Below are 15,256 nucleotides of genomic sequence, written 5' to 3'. Positions count from 1 at the left end.
GAGGAGTGTTGTCTTCGTTCAGAGAATACTGAACGGCGAAGCATGCTTTTATCCAACAAACTTTTATCTTTAAATCACACACATTCCGTCACATGTTCCGGGGTGCTGAGCAGAAGCTTAGTCGGAATTATGGGGGATGTGGAGGCCTAACCCCATAGAGGATTTTAAAATGGCAACTGTATCAATGCGCGATATGCTTAAAGCTGGTGTTCACTTCGGTCACCAAACTCGTTACTGGAACCCAAAAATGAAGCCATTCATCTTTGGCGCTCGTAACAAAGTTCATATCATCAACCTAGAAAAAACTGTACCAATGTTCAACGACGCTCTAGCTGAACTAGCTAAAGTTGGTGAGAAAAAAGGTAAAGTTCTATTCGTAGGTACTAAGCGCGCTGCATCTGAAGCTGTTAAAGAAGCTGCTATTGCAAGCAACCAATACTACGTTAACAACCGCTGGTTGGGCGGTATGCTAACTAACTACAAAACTGTTCGTCAGTCTATCAAGCGTCTAAAAGAGCTAGAAGCTCAATCTCAAGACGGTACTTTTGATAAACTAACTAAGAAAGAAGCTCTAATGCGTACTCGTGAAATGGAGAAGCTAGAGAAATCTCTTGGTGGTATCAAAGATATGGGCGGCCTACCAGACGCTCTATTCGTAATTGATGCAGATCACGAACACATCGCGATTAAAGAAGCGAACAACCTAGGTATTCCAGTATACGCTGTGGTAGATACTAACTCTAACCCAGACGGCGTTGACTACATCATCCCAGGTAACGACGACGCTATCCGCGCAGTACAGCTATACCTAAACGCTGCTGGTGCAGCGGTATCTGAAGGTCGTAACAAAGACGTAGCTGCAGTTGCTGAAAAAGACGGTTTCGTAGAAGCTGAATAATAGCGGCTCTAAGTCACACTTAGTCTACATGCAACCTTTGTGTAGCATAAACTAAGTTATAGTTAGTAATGGGGGCCGACAATGTTAGGCCCCTGTTTTTTACCTTATTTCGAATCAAACGAGGAAGACAGAATGGCAACTGTAACTGCTGCTCTAGTTAAAGAACTTCGCGAGCGTACTGGCGCTGGCATGATGGAATGTAAGAAAGCGCTTGTAGAAGCAAACGCAGACATCGAACTAGCAATTGAAAACATGCGTAAATCAGGCGCAGCGAAAGCAGCTAAAAAAGCTGGTAACGTTGCAGCTGAAGGCGCAATCATCATCAAAGAAGAAAACGGCGTTGCTGTTCTTCTTGAAGTTAACTGCCAAACTGACTTCGTTGCTAAAGACGGTAACTTCACTGCTTTCGCTGAAGAAGTTGCTGTTGCAGCGCTAGCTTCAAAAGCATCAGTTGAAGAGCTACAAGCTCAATTTGAAGACACTCGCGTAGCACTAGTTGCTAAAATCGGTGAGAACATCAACATTCGTCGTGTACAGTACGTTGAAGGTACTGCTCTTGCTTCTTACCGTCACGGTGAGAAAATCGGTGTTGTTGTTGCTGGCGAAGGCGATGCAGAAACGCTTAAGCACGTTGCAATGCACGTTGCTGCTTCTAAGCCAGAGTACGTTAACCCAGAAGACGTACCAGCTGACGTAGTTGAAAAAGAGAAAGCGGTTCAAGTTGAAATCGCAATGAACGAAGGCAAGCCTGCTGAAATCGCAGAGAAGATGGTTGTTGGCCGCATGAAGAAATTCACTGGCGAAATCTCTCTAACAGGTCAAGCGTTCATCATGGAGCCTAAGAAATCTGTTGGCGAAATGCTGAAAGAAAAAGGCGCTTCAGTTTCTACGTTCGTTCGTCTAGAAGTAGGCGAAGGTATCGAGAAGAAAGAAGAAATGAGCTTCGCTGAAGAAGTTGCTGCAGCTCAAAAAGGTTAATCCTTAGAGATTGCATAAAGTTAAGACCGTAGCCAAGGCTGCGGTCTTTTTATGACCAATAAGTAATCGATTAACCGTGATGAATGGATTCAGCGTGACTGTGTTTATTGTAACTGTGTTTATTCATGACTGTTAATCAACAACTCTCTTTGGAAGGTAAACTCCATGACTACGAACCCTAAGCCAGCGTATCAACGTATTTTATTAAAACTAAGTGGTGAAGCTCTTCAAGGTGAAGACGGTTTTGGTATCGATCCTGCGGTTCTTGACCGTATGGCGCAAGAAGTGAAAGAACTGGTTGAACTGGGTGTTCAGGTTGGTGTAGTTATCGGTGGTGGTAACTTGTTCCGTGGTGCAGGCCTTGCAGAAGCAGGTATGAACCGTGTCGTGGGTGACCATATGGGCATGCTTGCTACGGTTATGAATGGCCTAGCTATGCGTGATGCGCTTCACCGTGCTTATGTTAATGCTCGTGTTATGTCTGCCATTCCGCTAAAAGGCGTGTGTGACGACTACAATTGGGCGGATGCGATTCGTGAGCTACGTCAAGGCCGCGTAGTTATCTTCTCTGCGGGTACTGGTAACCCATTCTTTACCACGGACTCTGCGGCATGTCTGCGTGGTATCGAAATTGAAGCAGATATCGTGCTAAAAGCAACGAAAGTTGATGGTGTATTTACTGCTGACCCAGTAGCAAACCCAGACGCAGAACTGTATGATAAGCTATCTTACGCTGAAGTTCTGGATAAAGAGCTAAAAGTGATGGATTTGGCAGCGTTTACTCTTGCTCGAGATCATAAAATGCCTATCCGTGTATTTAACATGAATAAGCCAGGTGCATTACGCCGCGTGGTAATGGGTGAAGTTGAAGGTACGCTGATCAACGCTGACGCATAATACGATACGCTGCTCAGTTATGTTGGGTGGCGTTGAGTCTTGCTCAACCCTATAATACTAATCGTAGTAAATAACTGCTCATTCTAGCTTGTTAAAATACTCGATAACTGCGTTACAATTTTGGATGATAAGTGTCACTACTTTTCCAAAATCTGTGCCTTGTTTTCAAGCATTTGTCCTACGCTATATCTGATCACTTATTTTAAGGTGATTGGTATAAGCCTTTCTTTAGGAAAGATGACATTTTTAAGGTGAAACCGTGATTAACGAAATCAAAAAAGACGCGCAAGAGCGCATGGACAAAAGCGTAGAATCGCTAAAGAACAACCTTTCTAAAGTTCGTACAGGTCGTGCACACCCAAGCCTATTGTCAGGTATTTCTGTCGAGTACTACGGTGCTGCAACTCCACTAAATCAAGTTGCAAACGTTGTTGCAGAAGATGCACGCACTCTTGCAATCACAGTTTTCGACAAAGAGCTGACGCAAAAAGTGGAAAAAGCGATCATGATGTCAGATCTTGGTCTAAACCCAATGTCTGCTGGCACCATTATTCGTGTTCCTCTACCACCGCTAACCGAAGAACGTCGTAAAGATCTCGTTAAGATTGTACGTGGTGAAGCGGAAGGCGGTCGTGTTGCTGTGCGTAATATCCGTCGTGATGCAAACAACGATCTTAAAGCGCTGTTGAAAGACAAAGAAATTTCTGAAGATGAAGATCGTAAAGCGCAAGAAGAAATTCAAAAACTGACTGACGTTGCAGTTAAGAAGATCGACGAAGTTCTTGCTGCAAAAGAAAAAGAGTTGATGGAAGTTTAATACTCCCACCTACATCACTGTTGGAAAACGCTGTGCTCGCAGCTCAGCGTTTTTTTATGTTAATCTGTCCAACTGATGGAACTCATTTAACTCCCTATGCAAAATTCTCAATCCTTCTCTGATTCCCTCCCTAAGCATATCGCCATCATAATGGACGGTAATGGTCGTTGGGCGAAGTCCAAAGGAAAACCTCGCGTATTTGGCCATAAAAAAGGCGTCAATGCGGTTCGCAAAACAGTAGCCGCAGCTTCAAAACTTGGTATTAAAGCCATGACGCTATTTGCTTTTAGTAGTGAGAACTGGCGTCGCCCAGAGGAAGAAGTTGGTCTTTTGATGGAACTGTTTATCTCAGTCCTGTCGAGTGAAGTAAAGAAACTACACAGAAACAACTTACAATTACGAGTCATTGGCGATACTGGCCGGTTTAGTGAGCGCTTACAAAATAAAATTTTTGAGGCAGAAAAGCTAACGGCAAACAATACTGGTATGGTGATTAACATTGCGGCCAATTATGGTGGCAAATGGGACATCACAGAAGCAGTGAAAACGCTGGCGACCAAAGCTCGTAACGGTGAAATTCGTGTAGAAGATATCAATGAGCAGTTAATCACTGAGCATTTGACTATGGCAGACTTACCGGAAGTGGATTTATTGATTCGCACCAGTGGTGAGTGCCGTATCAGCAATTTTATGTTGTGGCAAATGGCTTATGCTGAAATGTACTTTACGGAAGAGTACTGGCCTGAATTTGATGAAGACAGTCTTGTTGAAGCGGTCACCTGGTTTATTAACCGTGAACGTCGTTTTGGCTGTACTGGTGAACAAATTAAGGCACTGATGGCTGCTCAATAAGGACTAGTTAGTTTGAAACAAAGAATAATAACGGCACTAATTTTAGCTCCCTTGGTTATTTTAGGCATTTTTAAATTACCGCTAATGGGATTTGTTATCGCACTGACTGCGATAACGTTCATTGGGTTTTGGGAGTGGACCCAGTTCACTGGAAGTACTTCTCGTCTTTTTGCTCTTGTCCCAGCGCTTGTGGCTACGGGACTCAGTTTCGTGTACATCTCGCCGGATGTAAATAGCCTCAATCACCTCGCGTTGCCACATTATGTGATGCTGTCTTTGGGTTTTGGCTGGTGGATAATCGCGAGCTTAATGGCGATTACCTATCCTAAAAATGCCACGGTTTGGCAGAACAGTCGGGTACTGCGACACCTATTTGGTTTTTTAACCCTGCTACCATTCCTTTGGAGCGTGATCATATTAAGAGCATCAGATATCGGCGTAGAACCTTATTATGGTGCGAAACTGGTGTTGTACGTATGTTTGTTAGTTTGGGCCGCTGACAGTGGCGCATACTTTACTGGCAAGAGTTTAGGTAAACGTAAAATGGCGCCAAATGTCAGCCCCAACAAAACCATTGAAGGCTTGGTTGGTGGTATTATTACCGCACTGATTGTGGGCTGGGGATTTGCGTGTTGGTTTGATATCCAATTTACAAGCCCTGTACATATGGTGTTTATTACGTTTGTCACCGTTGTCATTTCGGTGCTTGGCGATTTGGTCGAGAGTATGTTCAAACGCGCGTCAGGTATAAAAGACAGCAGTAACATTATCCCCGGTCATGGCGGCGTGCTCGATCGTATCGACAGTTTAACCGCAGCATTTCCAGTCTTTGCTCTTCTATACTACGTGTTCTAATTTATCAGGAGCGGATTCACCGCTCCTGTGTCTTTCTAACGGTCTAACAACATGCAAAAGTTAACGATTCTCGGTGCAACTGGCTCAATTGGTGCGAGCACACTTAAAGTAGTCGAACAAAATCCGGAGCGGTTTTCTGTCGTTGCGCTCGCAGCGAGCACGAACGTTAAAAAAATGGTCGCATTGTGCCAAAGATGGCAACCTCAGTATGCGGTGATGGCTGACAAGCAAGCCGCTCTGGTATTGAAGTCTGAACTTGCCAGCATCTCGCCGAAGACAGAAGTGTTAGGAGGCGTTGATGCGCTTTGTCATGTTGCTTCTTTGCAAGAGGTCGACAGCGTTATGGCTGCGATTGTCGGTGCAGCAGGTTTGTTACCAACGATGGCGGCGGTCAAATCTGGTAAGCGTGTGCTTTTGGCCAACAAAGAAGCCTTGGTTATGTCTGGTCAACTATTTATTGATGCTGTAGAAAAATATGGCGCAGAATTACTTCCCGTTGATAGTGAGCACAATGCTATTTTTCAGTGTCTACCAGAGCAGATTCAGACCAGTTTAGGTCATGGCAGTCTTGAGCAGCACGGTGTTTCTCATATTTTGTTGACGGGGTCTGGTGGCCCGTTTCGTTACAGTGACATCTCAGAACTGGAGCATGTGACTCCTGCACAAGCGATTGCTCATCCTAACTGGTCAATGGGACCAAAGATTTCGGTTGATTCAGCAACGATGATGAATAAGGGATTGGAGTACATAGAAGCGAAATGGTTGTTTAATGCAGCTCGAGAGCAGCTTAAAGTGATCATTCATCCACAATCTGTTATTCATTCCATGGTTCAGTATCGTGATGGTTCCGTCTTAGCTCAAATGGGCGAGCCTGATATGGCAACGCCAATTGCATTGACGATGTCTTACCCATCCCGAGTCGATGCTGGTGTAAAGCCACTAGATTTTACACAAGTTGGTGAACTGACTTTTTTACAGCCTGACTTCGCGCGTTATCCATGCTTAAAATTAGCCATTGATGCGTGTTATGAAGGGCAACATGCGACAACGGCTCTCAATGCGGCCAATGAAATGGCGGTTGATGCATTTCTTAACAATCAGATTAAATTTACTGATATTGGACGTATCAATGAGTCAGTTTTGAACAAAATGAGTGCAAGCTGCAAAGGTGAGAATGTGAATAGCTTGGAAAGCTTGCTTGAGCTAGATAGAATGGCACGAACTATTGCCCTAGAAACTATTTATTGTCTTAGAAACTAAACGTGAGCGACGCTAATGACTGGTATTTTATGGAATCTTGTTTCTTTTATCGTTGCGCTGGGTATTTTGGTCGCTGTGCACGAGTTCGGCCACTTTTGGGTTGCTCGCCGTTGCGGCGTCAAAGTTGAAAAGTTTTCGATTGGCTTTGGAAAGTCAATTTGGAGTAAGCAAGGTAAAGACGGAACTGAATATAGTGTTTCGATGATCCCGTTAGGTGGCTACGTTAAAATGCTCGATAGCCGTGTTGACGATGTGCCGGAAAATGAAAAACATTTGGCCTTCGATCATAAGCCGCTATGGAAACGAACGTCTATTGTTGCAGCGGGTCCTATTTTTAATTTCCTCTTCGCAATTTTTGCTTACTGGTTAGTGTTTCTTATTGGCGTACCCGCGGTTAAGCCTGTTGTTGGTCAAATAACGCCCAATTCGATCGTTGCAGAAGCCGGAATTGAATCTGGAATGGAACTAAAAGCGATTGCAGGTATCAAAACTCCGGATTGGGAATCAGTTAATATGGGATTGATTTCTCATATTGGTGATGATTTGATGACGGTTACTGTCGCATCCAATGATGAGATCGGCTCCGACGTAACAAAAACGCTTGACCTGCGTGATTGGCAGTTTGATCCGGAGACCGAGTCTGCGATGCACTCATTAGGGTTTACACCGTATACTCCAGAGATCTATAACTCGATACAGCAGGTGACTGAGGGTGGTGCGGCAGAGAAAGCCGGTATTTTACCTGGAGACGAAATTGTTGCGATAAATGGCGCAACAATCAGTGATTGGCAACAAGTGGTTGATGCGGTTCGTTCAAACCCAAATACACCGATGGAAATAACGGTTTTGCGTGAAGGTTATCATCAATCTTTGACCCTGACGCCTGATAGCCGTGAGCTAGCTAACAAAGAGATAATTGGATTCGCGGGTATCGCCCCAGAGGTCGCAGAATGGCCTGAAAGTTATCGCTTTGAGTTGCAGTTTGGTGTATTCGAATCCATTGGTAAAGCGATGGACAAAACCGGTCAAGTGATTGGCTTAACAATCAGTATGCTTAAGAAGCTGATTGTCGGAGATGTAGGGCTAAATAATTTAAGCGGTCCTATTTCAATTGCTAAAGGTGCCGGGGCAACCGCAGATTACGGTCTGGTTTATTTTTTAGGTTTTCTCGCTTTGATTAGTGTTAACCTAGGGATTATTAATCTCGTTCCTTTACCAATGTTGGATGGCGGTCATTTGTTGTTTTTTGCAATTGAAGCCATTATTCGACGCCCAGTTCCTGAAAAAATACAGGAAATGGGATTCCGCATTGGCGGTGCGATCATCTTCTCGCTCATGGCGTTAGCGCTATTTAACGATTTTACTCGTCTGTGATAGTTCAGAGACAACAGCAGTAGCAAGGAATAATTAAAACAAATATGGCGATTAAGCGAATTCTATTTGCAAGTTTACTGGCGACCAGTGTGTCTGCAAATGGAGCACAGAACTTCGTAGTTCAAGATATTCAGATCAATGGATTGCAACGCGTCGCACTGGGTGCTGCATTATTGAAAATGCCGGTACGTGTTGGTGATAGCATTGATCAAGGTGATGTTTCAGAGATTATCCGAGCGCTTTATGCATCTGGAAACTTTGAAGATGTAAAAGTACTGCGTAACGGAGATGTGTTGGTTGTTCAGGTTAAAGAGCGTCCAACCATCGCTAGCATTTCCTTCTCGGGTAACAAAGCGATTAAGGAAGAGCAGCTGAAAGAAAACCTGAACGCATCAGGTGTTCGTGAAGGTGAAGCGCTCGACCGTACTACGCTGAGTAACATCGAAAAAGGCTTGGAAGACTTCTACTACAGTGTAGGTAAGTACAACGCAACAGTGAAAGCGGTGGTTACGCCGTTGCCGCGTAATCGTTCTGATCTGAAGTTCGTATTTACCGAAGGCGTGTCTGCTAAGATTCAGCAAATCAACTTTGTGGGCAATGAGGCTTTTTCAGACGAAGAGCTGCTATCCCGCTTTAATTTGAATGTTGATGTGCCTTGGTGGAACTTCCTAGCTGATGAAAAATATCAAAAGCAAGTTCTTGCTGCGGATATTGAATCATTGAAATCCTTCTACCTAGATCGTGGATACTTAAAGTTTAATGTCGAGTCAACGCACGTTGCCATTTCTCCTGATAAGAAAGGTGTGTACGTCACTCTTGGCATTGATGAAGGTGACGTTTACACCGTTAAAGATGTCAAGTTTCGTGGGGATCTGATCGGTAAAGACGCCGATTTTAAAGCCATGGTGCCTTTCAAAAATGCGGAAACTTACAACGGTTCTCTGGTCACCTCGATGGAAGAGGGGATCAAGCGTGAGCTAGGTGAAGCTGGCTATGCTTACCCGAAAGTGAATACCATCCCTGAGTTTGATGATACTAACAAAGAAGTCTCTCTCGTTGTGAATGTGGACCCAGGCAATCGAATCTATGTTCGTGATATTCGCTTTACTGGCAATAACTCGACAAAAGATGAAGTCCTCCGTCGTGAAATGCGTCAGATGGAAGGAAGCTGGTTGAATTCGAAGTCGATTGAAACGGGTAAAACTCGTCTAAACCGTCTTGGATACTTTGAAAAAGTCGATGTTCAGACGGTTCGCGTACCGGGCAGTGACGACCAGGTCGATCTTGTTTACTCAGTTAAAGAAGCCAACTCAGGCAGTGTGAACTTCGGTGTCGGTTACGGTACAGAATCAGGCGTGAGCTTCCAGGTCGGTTTGCAACAAGACAACTTCTTAGGTAGTGGTAATCGCGTTGGTATTAACGCAATGATGAACGACTATCAAAAGAACGTGAGTTTAGATTATCGTGACCCATACTGGAACCTAGATGGTGTGAGCTTGGGTGGTAAAGTCTTTTACAACGAATTTGAAGCGTCAGAAGCGGGTATCGTTGACTATACCAACGAAAGTTATGGTGCGAGCCTAACGTGGGGTTTCCCATTTGATGAGCTCAATCGTTTTGAATTTGGTGTCGGCTATACTCACAACAAGATTGGTAACTTATCGCCTTACTTACAGGTAGAGCAATTCTTGCAGGCTCAGGCGGACAATATTGATTCCTCAGGTGCATTAAACACCAATGATTTTGATATCAATATTTCTTGGACACGCAACAACCTAAACCGTGGTTACTTCCCGACAGCGGGTAACCACCAACGTGCGTTTTATAAAATGACCGTACCTGGCTCTGACGTTCAGTACTTCAAACTTCAGTATGATGTTCGTCAATACATGCCGCTGACAGAAAAGCATGAGTTTACGCTCCTGTTCCGTGGGCGCTTGGGTTACGGTAATGGTTATGGTCAAACAGATGGTAACGATAACTTGTTCCCATTCTACGAAAACTATTACGCGGGTGGCTTTACAACCCTGCGTGGTTTCGGTTCCAACTCGGTAGGTCCTCGAGCGGTGTATCGTGACTACTCAGGCTCAAACAATGGTGCAGATACCGCAACCGAAGATTCGGTCGGTGGTAACGCTGTTGCATTGGCAAGTCTGGAACTTATCGTGCCAACGCCATTTGCATCAGACGAAGCACGCAGTCAAATTCGTACCAGTATCTTCTTTGATATGGCAAGTGTCTGGGATACCGAGTTTGATTACCGTGACGCAGGTGCAGAGTACGGCGACAAGTATTATTACGATTACTCAGATCCAACCAATTTCCGCTCTTCATATGGCGCGGCGTTGCAATGGATGTCTCCTATGGGGCCACTAGTATTCTCACTAGCGAAACCAGTTAAGAAATATGATGGCGATGACGAAGAATTCTTCACATTCACTATCGGTAGAACCTTCTAAAGAGGAAAATATTTTGAATAAAATGATCAAAGCGGCTGGAATTGGCCTTCTTGTACTGAGCTCGTCAATGTTTGCAAACGCTGCAGAAGCGGCACAAAAAATTGCTTATGTAAACACAGCTCAAGTTTTTCAAGCGCTTCCTCAGCGTGAAGTTGTTGTGCAAAAAATGCAGAAAGACTTCAAGGGTAAAGCCGATGAGCTGAAATCGATTCAAGCGCAAGCGAAAACGAAAATTGAAAAGCTACAGCGTGATGGCGAGCTTCTAGGTCAAGATCAAATTGAAAAACTGCGTATTGATATCGCAAAACTCGACAGTGAATACAAAGTGAAAGCACAAGCACTAGACAAAGCAAGTGCTCGTCGCGAAGCTGAAGAAAAAGCGAAACTATTTAAAACGATTCAAACTGCAGTAGAAAAAGTCGCTAAGAGCAAAGGCTACGACCTTGTCATTGACATCTCAGCACTACAGTACGGTAAACCACAGTACAATATCTCTGAAGACGTAATTAAAGCTCTAAAATAAGACGTTATGAATACATTAACATTAGCCGAGTTGGCAACAATTACTGGCGGTGATCTATTTGGTGACGAGTCTCTCGTTGTTAACCGTGTTGCCCCGATGGATAAAGCACAGGAAGGTGATGTCACTTTCTTGTCTAACCCAAAATATGCCAAGCACTTATCTGAGTGTAAAGCAACCGTTGTAATGGTAAAAGCTGAGCATAAAGAGCAGTGCGTTGGTAATGCGTTGGTTGTTTCTGACCCTTATGTTGCTTTTGCTCGTGCGGTTCAGGCAATGGATACCACGCCAAAACCTGCAACTGATATTGCGCCAAGTGCGGTCATCGCCGCTGACGTAAAAATCGGTCAAAACGTTTCAATCGGTGCTAATGCTGTGATCGAAACTGGCGTCGAGCTGGGTGACGATGTCATCATTGGTGCGGGTTGTTTTATCGGTAAGAACGCTAAGCTCGGTAACAATACTAAGCTCTGGGCTAATGTTACTGTTTATCACGAAGTCTCCCTAGGCTCTGATTGCTTAGTTCAATCGGGTGCGGTGATCGGTTCTGATGGTTTCGGTTATGCAAACGACAACGGTGAGTGGGTTAAAATTCCTCAACTGGGCTCTGTCCGTATCGGGAACCGTGTTGAGATTGGTGCATGTACGACGATTGACCGTGGTGCTTTAGAAGACACCATCATCGAAGACAACGTCATCTTAGATAACCAGTTACAAATCGGTCATAACGTGCAGATCGGATATGGTACAGTGATGCCAGGTGGTACTATTGTCGCTGGCAGTACTAAAATTGGTAAATACTGTCAGATCGGCGGCGCTTCGGTACTGAATGGTCATATCACCATCGCGGATGGTGTGGCGATCACTGGCATGAGTATGGTGATGCGCAGTGTCGAAGAAAAAGGCCTTTATTCATCAGGCATACCGTTACAACCGAACCGAGAGTGGCGTAAAACCGCGACTCGAGTTCATCGTATCGATGAGATGAATAAGCGCCTTAAAGCGGTTGAGAAACAACTGGAACCTAAAGAGGAATCTTAATTCCTCAATCTCAGGTTTTTTATAAAGACTCGCGAAATGCGGGTCTTTTTCTTCTATAATGACAAGCTAATAATATATTCTTTGCCAAGTTGGTATACACCTTGCTAGTTATACTTTGCTAATATGGTGTCACCTTATTTGGTTGTAAGTATTGATATAGGAAGACGACTTTGACTACTGAAAAGAAAACGATGAACATCTCTGAGATCCGAGAGCTACTCCCTCATCGCTACCCATTCTTATTGATCGACCGAGTGATTGACTTCCAAGAAGAGAAGTTCCTTCATGCCATTAAAAATGTGTCGGTTAACGAACCTCAGTTCACTGGTCACTTTCCTCAATTACCGGTTTTCCCTGGTGTTTTGATTCTGGAAGCAATGGCACAGGCAACCGGCCTCCTAGCATTTAAATCATTTGGTGCGCCAACTGAGAACGAACTGTATTACTTTGCAAGTGTCGATGGTGCTAAATTCCGCAAACCAGTCGTGCCTGGTGATCAAATGGTCATTGAAGTGGAATTTCTAAAAGAGCGCCGTGGGATTGCTGCATTTAGTGGTGTAGCAAAAGTTGACGGTGAAGTTGTATGTTCAGCTGAGTTGAAGTGTGCTCGTCGAGAGTTTTAATATGATACATGAAACCGCCCAAATCCACCCGGCAGCGGTGGTTGAAGATGGCGCTAAAATTGGCGCTAATGTGACTGTTGGACCATTTACCTATATCACCTCTACGGTGGAAATTGGTGAAGGTACTGAAGTCATGTCTCACGTTGTGATTAAAGGCCATACTAAGATCGGCAAAGACAACCGTATTTTCCCACATGCTGTCATTGGTGAAGAGAACCAAGATAAAAAGTACGGTGGTGAAGACACAACGGTCGTTATTGGTGATCGAAACGTTATTCGTGAAGCAGTGCAAATACACCGTGGTACGGTTCAGGACAAAGCGACAACGGTTATTGGTGATGACAATTTACTGTGTGTGAATGCTCACGTAGCTCATGACGTCGTTGTTGGTAACCATACTCATATCGGTAACAACGCTATTCTTGGTGGTCACGTAACCGTTGATGACCATGCCGGTGTGATGGCGCTTTCTGCTATCCATCCATTTTGTACCGTTGGAGCATATGCGTACGTCGGTGGCTGTTCTGCTGTGGTTCAGGATGTGCCTGCTTATGTGCTCGCACAAGGTAACCATGCCACACCGTTTGGTTTGAACCTTGTTGGTTTAAAACGAAATGGTTTTGAAAAACCAGAGATTCGAGCGCTACAAAAAGCCTACAAAGAAATCTACCGCTCTGGTAAGACGTTAGAAGAAGTGAAACCAATTCTTGCTGAAATGGCGCAAGAGTGGCCGGCTGTAAAACGCTTCACTGATATTCTAGAAACCACGGAACGTGGCATCATTCGTTAATATACAAGTGATGATCAATTAAGTGGAAAAGATCGCGCCCTCTACCGGGCTGCGATCTTTTTGTGTTTTATGGATAGGACGAATCAAATGAATAAACCATTACGCATCGGCATCATTGCTGGAGAACTCTCTGGAGATACGCTTGGCGAAGGCTTCATCAAAGCGGTAAAAGAGAAATACCCTAACGCGGAGTTTGTCGGCATTGGTGGGCCGAAAATGATAGCTCAGGGTTGTGAGTCACTCTTTGATATGGAAGAGCTCGCGGTGATGGGACTAGTGGAAGTGCTCGGTAGGCTGCCAAGGCTATTGAAAGTGAAAGCCGAACTCGTGAAATACTTCACTCAAAACCCGCCCGATGTGTTTGTCGGTATTGATGCGCCGGATTTCAATTTACGACTTGAGCTTGATCTTAAGCAGGCCGGAATTAAAACGGTCCATTACGTAAGTCCATCTGTTTGGGCTTGGCGTCAGAAGAGAATTTTTAAAATTGAAGCCGCGACGAATTTGGTTCTCGCTTTTCTTCCGTTCGAAAAAGCATTTTATGACAAATTTAATGTGCCTTGTGAGTTTGTCGGACATACTTTGGCAGATGCGATCCCCATGCTGTCTGAGCAGGCTCCTGCCCGGGAATTACTCGGTTTAGCGCCAAATAAAAGATGGTTAGCGGTTCTTCCTGGCAGTCGCGGGAGTGAATTAAAAATGCTCTCGCAACCGTTTATTGAAACCTGCAAGCTATTGCATCAAAAATACCCTGATTTGGGTTTTGTTGTGGCTCTGGTTAACCAAAAACGGCGTGAACAATTTGAACAAGCTTGGAAGGAGTATGCCCCGGATCTCGACTTTAAGCTGGTTGATGATACTGCCCGAAATGTGATTACCGCCTCGGATGTTGTGATGTTAGCTTCTGGTACGGTTGCATTGGAATGTATGCTGCTTAAACGTCCAATGGTCGTGGGGTATCGGGTTAACGCTTTGACTGCCTTCTTAGCCAAACGCTTGCTCAAGACAAAATACGTGTCGCTGCCGAACATTCTTGCCGATGAAGCGTTGGTCAAAGAATACCTACAAGATGATTGCACACCAGAGAATTTATTTGGTGAAGTCTCGCGTTTATTGGAAAGTGATAACCATGAGATGATAAGCAAGTTTACAGAAATGCATCACTGGATTCGCAAAGACGCCGATCAACAAGCCGCTCAGGCCGTATTAACACTGATAGAGAAATAGAGACATCATGGTTGTGAAAACCCAAGCATCAAAAGCCGCAAAGACCACGAAAGCAAAAGTTGAGTTACCGCTGTTTGAATATCCGCAAGGTTATCAGCGCATTGCAGGTGTCGATGAAGTAGGGCGTGGACCGCTCGTTGGCGATGTCGTCACTGCAGCCGTGATTCTTGATCCGAATAATCCCATCGAGGGCTTGAACGACTCTAAAAAACTCAGTGAGAAAAAGCGGATGGCATTGCTCCCTGAGATCAAAGAGAAAGCGTTGGCGTGGGCTGTGGGCCGATGTTCGCCACAAGAAATCGATGAGTTAAATATTCTCCAAGCAACGATGGTCGCAATGCAGCGGGCTGTCGCAGGTCTGAATGTGGACCCTGACTTAGTATTGATTGACGGCAATCGTTGTCCTGTACTTGACATGGATGCACAAGCTGTCGTCAAAGGGGATTTACGGGTCGCTGAGATCAGCGCGGCGTCAATCATCGCGAAAGTGGTGCGCGATCAAGAGATGGAAGAGCTCGACAAACAATATCCACAATTTGGTTTTGCTAAACACAAAGGTTACCCAACCAAAGCGCACTTTGAGGCGATAGAGCAGCATGGCGTGATCAGTGAACATCGCAAGAGCTTTAAGCCAGTAAAGAAAGCGCTTGGCATAGAATAAGAGA

The 15,256-nt window shown here is 44.7% G+C and carries 15 protein-coding genes; all 15 read left to right on the top strand.

Annotated features, from left to right (window positions below; translation table 11 throughout):
* The first annotated feature begins 169 nt into the window (after positions 1-169).
* Complete coding sequence (gene rpsB, locus ONE56_RS09720) at positions 170-898, top strand: 30S ribosomal protein S2 (protein WP_041156024.1); 729 nt, start codon at positions 170-172, stop codon at positions 896-898.
* 132 nt (positions 899-1,030) lie between these two features.
* On the top strand, positions 1,031-1,876 hold the full coding sequence (gene tsf / locus ONE56_RS09715; protein WP_041156025.1) for a translation elongation factor Ts: 846 nt from the start codon (positions 1,031-1,033) through the stop codon (positions 1,874-1,876).
* A gap of 165 nt (positions 1,877-2,041) precedes the next feature.
* The gene (gene pyrH / locus ONE56_RS09710) at positions 2,042-2,773 is read left to right on the top strand and encodes a UMP kinase (RefSeq protein WP_041156026.1); all 732 of its coding nucleotides are present in this window, start codon (positions 2,042-2,044) and stop codon (positions 2,771-2,773) included.
* 259 nt (positions 2,774-3,032) lie between these two features.
* Positions 3,033-3,590 (top strand): ribosome recycling factor, encoded by a 558-nt coding sequence (gene frr / locus ONE56_RS09705; RefSeq protein ID WP_041156027.1) that lies wholly within the window; start codon positions 3,033-3,035, stop codon positions 3,588-3,590.
* Positions 3,591-3,686: 96 nt separating this feature from the next.
* Positions 3,687-4,442 carry an isoprenyl transferase gene (locus tag ONE56_RS09700; protein ID WP_041156028.1) on the top strand — a complete coding sequence of 252 codons (756 nt, stop codon included), beginning with the start codon at positions 3,687-3,689 and terminating at the stop codon, positions 4,440-4,442.
* Positions 4,443-4,454: 12 nt separating this feature from the next.
* Positions 4,455-5,297, top strand: coding sequence for a phosphatidate cytidylyltransferase (locus tag ONE56_RS09695; protein ID WP_041156029.1), 843 nt, complete (start codon positions 4,455-4,457; stop codon positions 5,295-5,297).
* 51 nt (positions 5,298-5,348) lie between these two features.
* Complete coding sequence (gene ispC, locus ONE56_RS09690; RefSeq protein WP_331437759.1) at positions 5,349-6,557, top strand: 1-deoxy-D-xylulose-5-phosphate reductoisomerase; 1,209 nt, start codon at positions 5,349-5,351, stop codon at positions 6,555-6,557.
* A gap of 15 nt (positions 6,558-6,572) precedes the next feature.
* Positions 6,573-7,931, top strand: a complete 1,359-nt coding sequence (rseP, locus tag ONE56_RS09685; RefSeq protein ID WP_423839755.1) for a sigma E protease regulator RseP — start codon at positions 6,573-6,575, stop codon at positions 7,929-7,931.
* 44 nt (positions 7,932-7,975) lie between these two features.
* Complete coding sequence (bamA, locus tag ONE56_RS09680; protein WP_331437757.1) at positions 7,976-10,390, top strand: outer membrane protein assembly factor BamA; 2,415 nt, start codon at positions 7,976-7,978, stop codon at positions 10,388-10,390.
* Positions 10,391-10,403: 13 nt separating this feature from the next.
* Positions 10,404-10,913 (top strand): OmpH family outer membrane protein, encoded by a 510-nt coding sequence (locus tag ONE56_RS09675; RefSeq protein WP_041156071.1) that lies wholly within the window; start codon positions 10,404-10,406, stop codon positions 10,911-10,913.
* Positions 10,914-10,919: 6 nt separating this feature from the next.
* Positions 10,920-11,951, top strand: a complete 1,032-nt coding sequence (lpxD, locus tag ONE56_RS09670) for a UDP-3-O-(3-hydroxymyristoyl)glucosamine N-acyltransferase (protein ID WP_423839754.1) — start codon at positions 10,920-10,922, stop codon at positions 11,949-11,951.
* 170 nt (positions 11,952-12,121) lie between these two features.
* On the top strand, positions 12,122-12,574 hold the full coding sequence (gene fabZ, locus ONE56_RS09665) for a 3-hydroxyacyl-ACP dehydratase FabZ (protein ID WP_423839753.1): 453 nt from the start codon (positions 12,122-12,124) through the stop codon (positions 12,572-12,574).
* Position 12,575: 1 nt separating this feature from the next.
* The gene (gene lpxA, locus ONE56_RS09660) at positions 12,576-13,364 is read left to right on the top strand and encodes an acyl-ACP--UDP-N-acetylglucosamine O-acyltransferase (RefSeq protein ID WP_041156032.1); all 789 of its coding nucleotides are present in this window, start codon (positions 12,576-12,578) and stop codon (positions 13,362-13,364) included.
* 87 nt (positions 13,365-13,451) lie between these two features.
* On the top strand, positions 13,452-14,591 hold the full coding sequence (gene lpxB, locus ONE56_RS09655; protein WP_041156033.1) for a lipid-A-disaccharide synthase: 1,140 nt from the start codon (positions 13,452-13,454) through the stop codon (positions 14,589-14,591).
* A gap of 7 nt (positions 14,592-14,598) precedes the next feature.
* Positions 14,599-15,252 carry a ribonuclease HII gene (gene rnhB / locus ONE56_RS09650; RefSeq protein ID WP_331437755.1) on the top strand — a complete coding sequence of 218 codons (654 nt, stop codon included), beginning with the start codon at positions 14,599-14,601 and terminating at the stop codon, positions 15,250-15,252.
* The last annotated feature ends 4 nt before the right edge of the window (positions 15,253-15,256 follow it).

This window comes from Vibrio mytili, assembly GCF_049563345.1.
In the GTDB taxonomy this organism is placed as follows: domain Bacteria; phylum Pseudomonadota; class Gammaproteobacteria; order Enterobacterales; family Vibrionaceae; genus Vibrio; species Vibrio mytili.
The sequence above is the reverse complement of the archived record's forward strand: the minus strand, read 5'-3'. Positions and strand labels throughout refer to the sequence as shown.

Bases quoted from the DNA above. Each gene is read 5' to 3' on its own strand.
- rpsB (WP_041156024.1), top strand. From the start codon at position 170: ATGGCAACTGTATCAATGCGCGATATGCTTAAAGCTGGTGTTCACTTC.
- tsf (WP_041156025.1), top strand. From the start codon at position 1,031: ATGGCAACTGTAACTGCTGCTCTAGTTAAAGAACTTCGCGAGCGTACT.
- pyrH (WP_041156026.1), top strand. From the start codon at position 2,042: ATGACTACGAACCCTAAGCCAGCGTATCAACGTATTTTATTAAAACTA.
- ONE56_RS09700 (WP_041156028.1), top strand. From the start codon at position 3,687: ATGCAAAATTCTCAATCCTTCTCTGATTCCCTCCCTAAGCATATCGCC.
- ispC (WP_331437759.1), top strand. From the start codon at position 5,349: ATGCAAAAGTTAACGATTCTCGGTGCAACTGGCTCAATTGGTGCGAGC.
- rseP (WP_423839755.1), top strand. From the start codon at position 6,573: ATGACTGGTATTTTATGGAATCTTGTTTCTTTTATCGTTGCGCTGGGT.
- bamA (WP_331437757.1), top strand. From the start codon at position 7,976: ATGGCGATTAAGCGAATTCTATTTGCAAGTTTACTGGCGACCAGTGTG.
- lpxD (WP_423839754.1), top strand. From the start codon at position 10,920: ATGAATACATTAACATTAGCCGAGTTGGCAACAATTACTGGCGGTGAT.
- lpxA (WP_041156032.1), top strand. From the start codon at position 12,576: ATGATACATGAAACCGCCCAAATCCACCCGGCAGCGGTGGTTGAAGAT.
- lpxB (WP_041156033.1), top strand. From the start codon at position 13,452: ATGAATAAACCATTACGCATCGGCATCATTGCTGGAGAACTCTCTGGA.
- rnhB (WP_331437755.1), top strand. From the start codon at position 14,599: ATGGTTGTGAAAACCCAAGCATCAAAAGCCGCAAAGACCACGAAAGCA.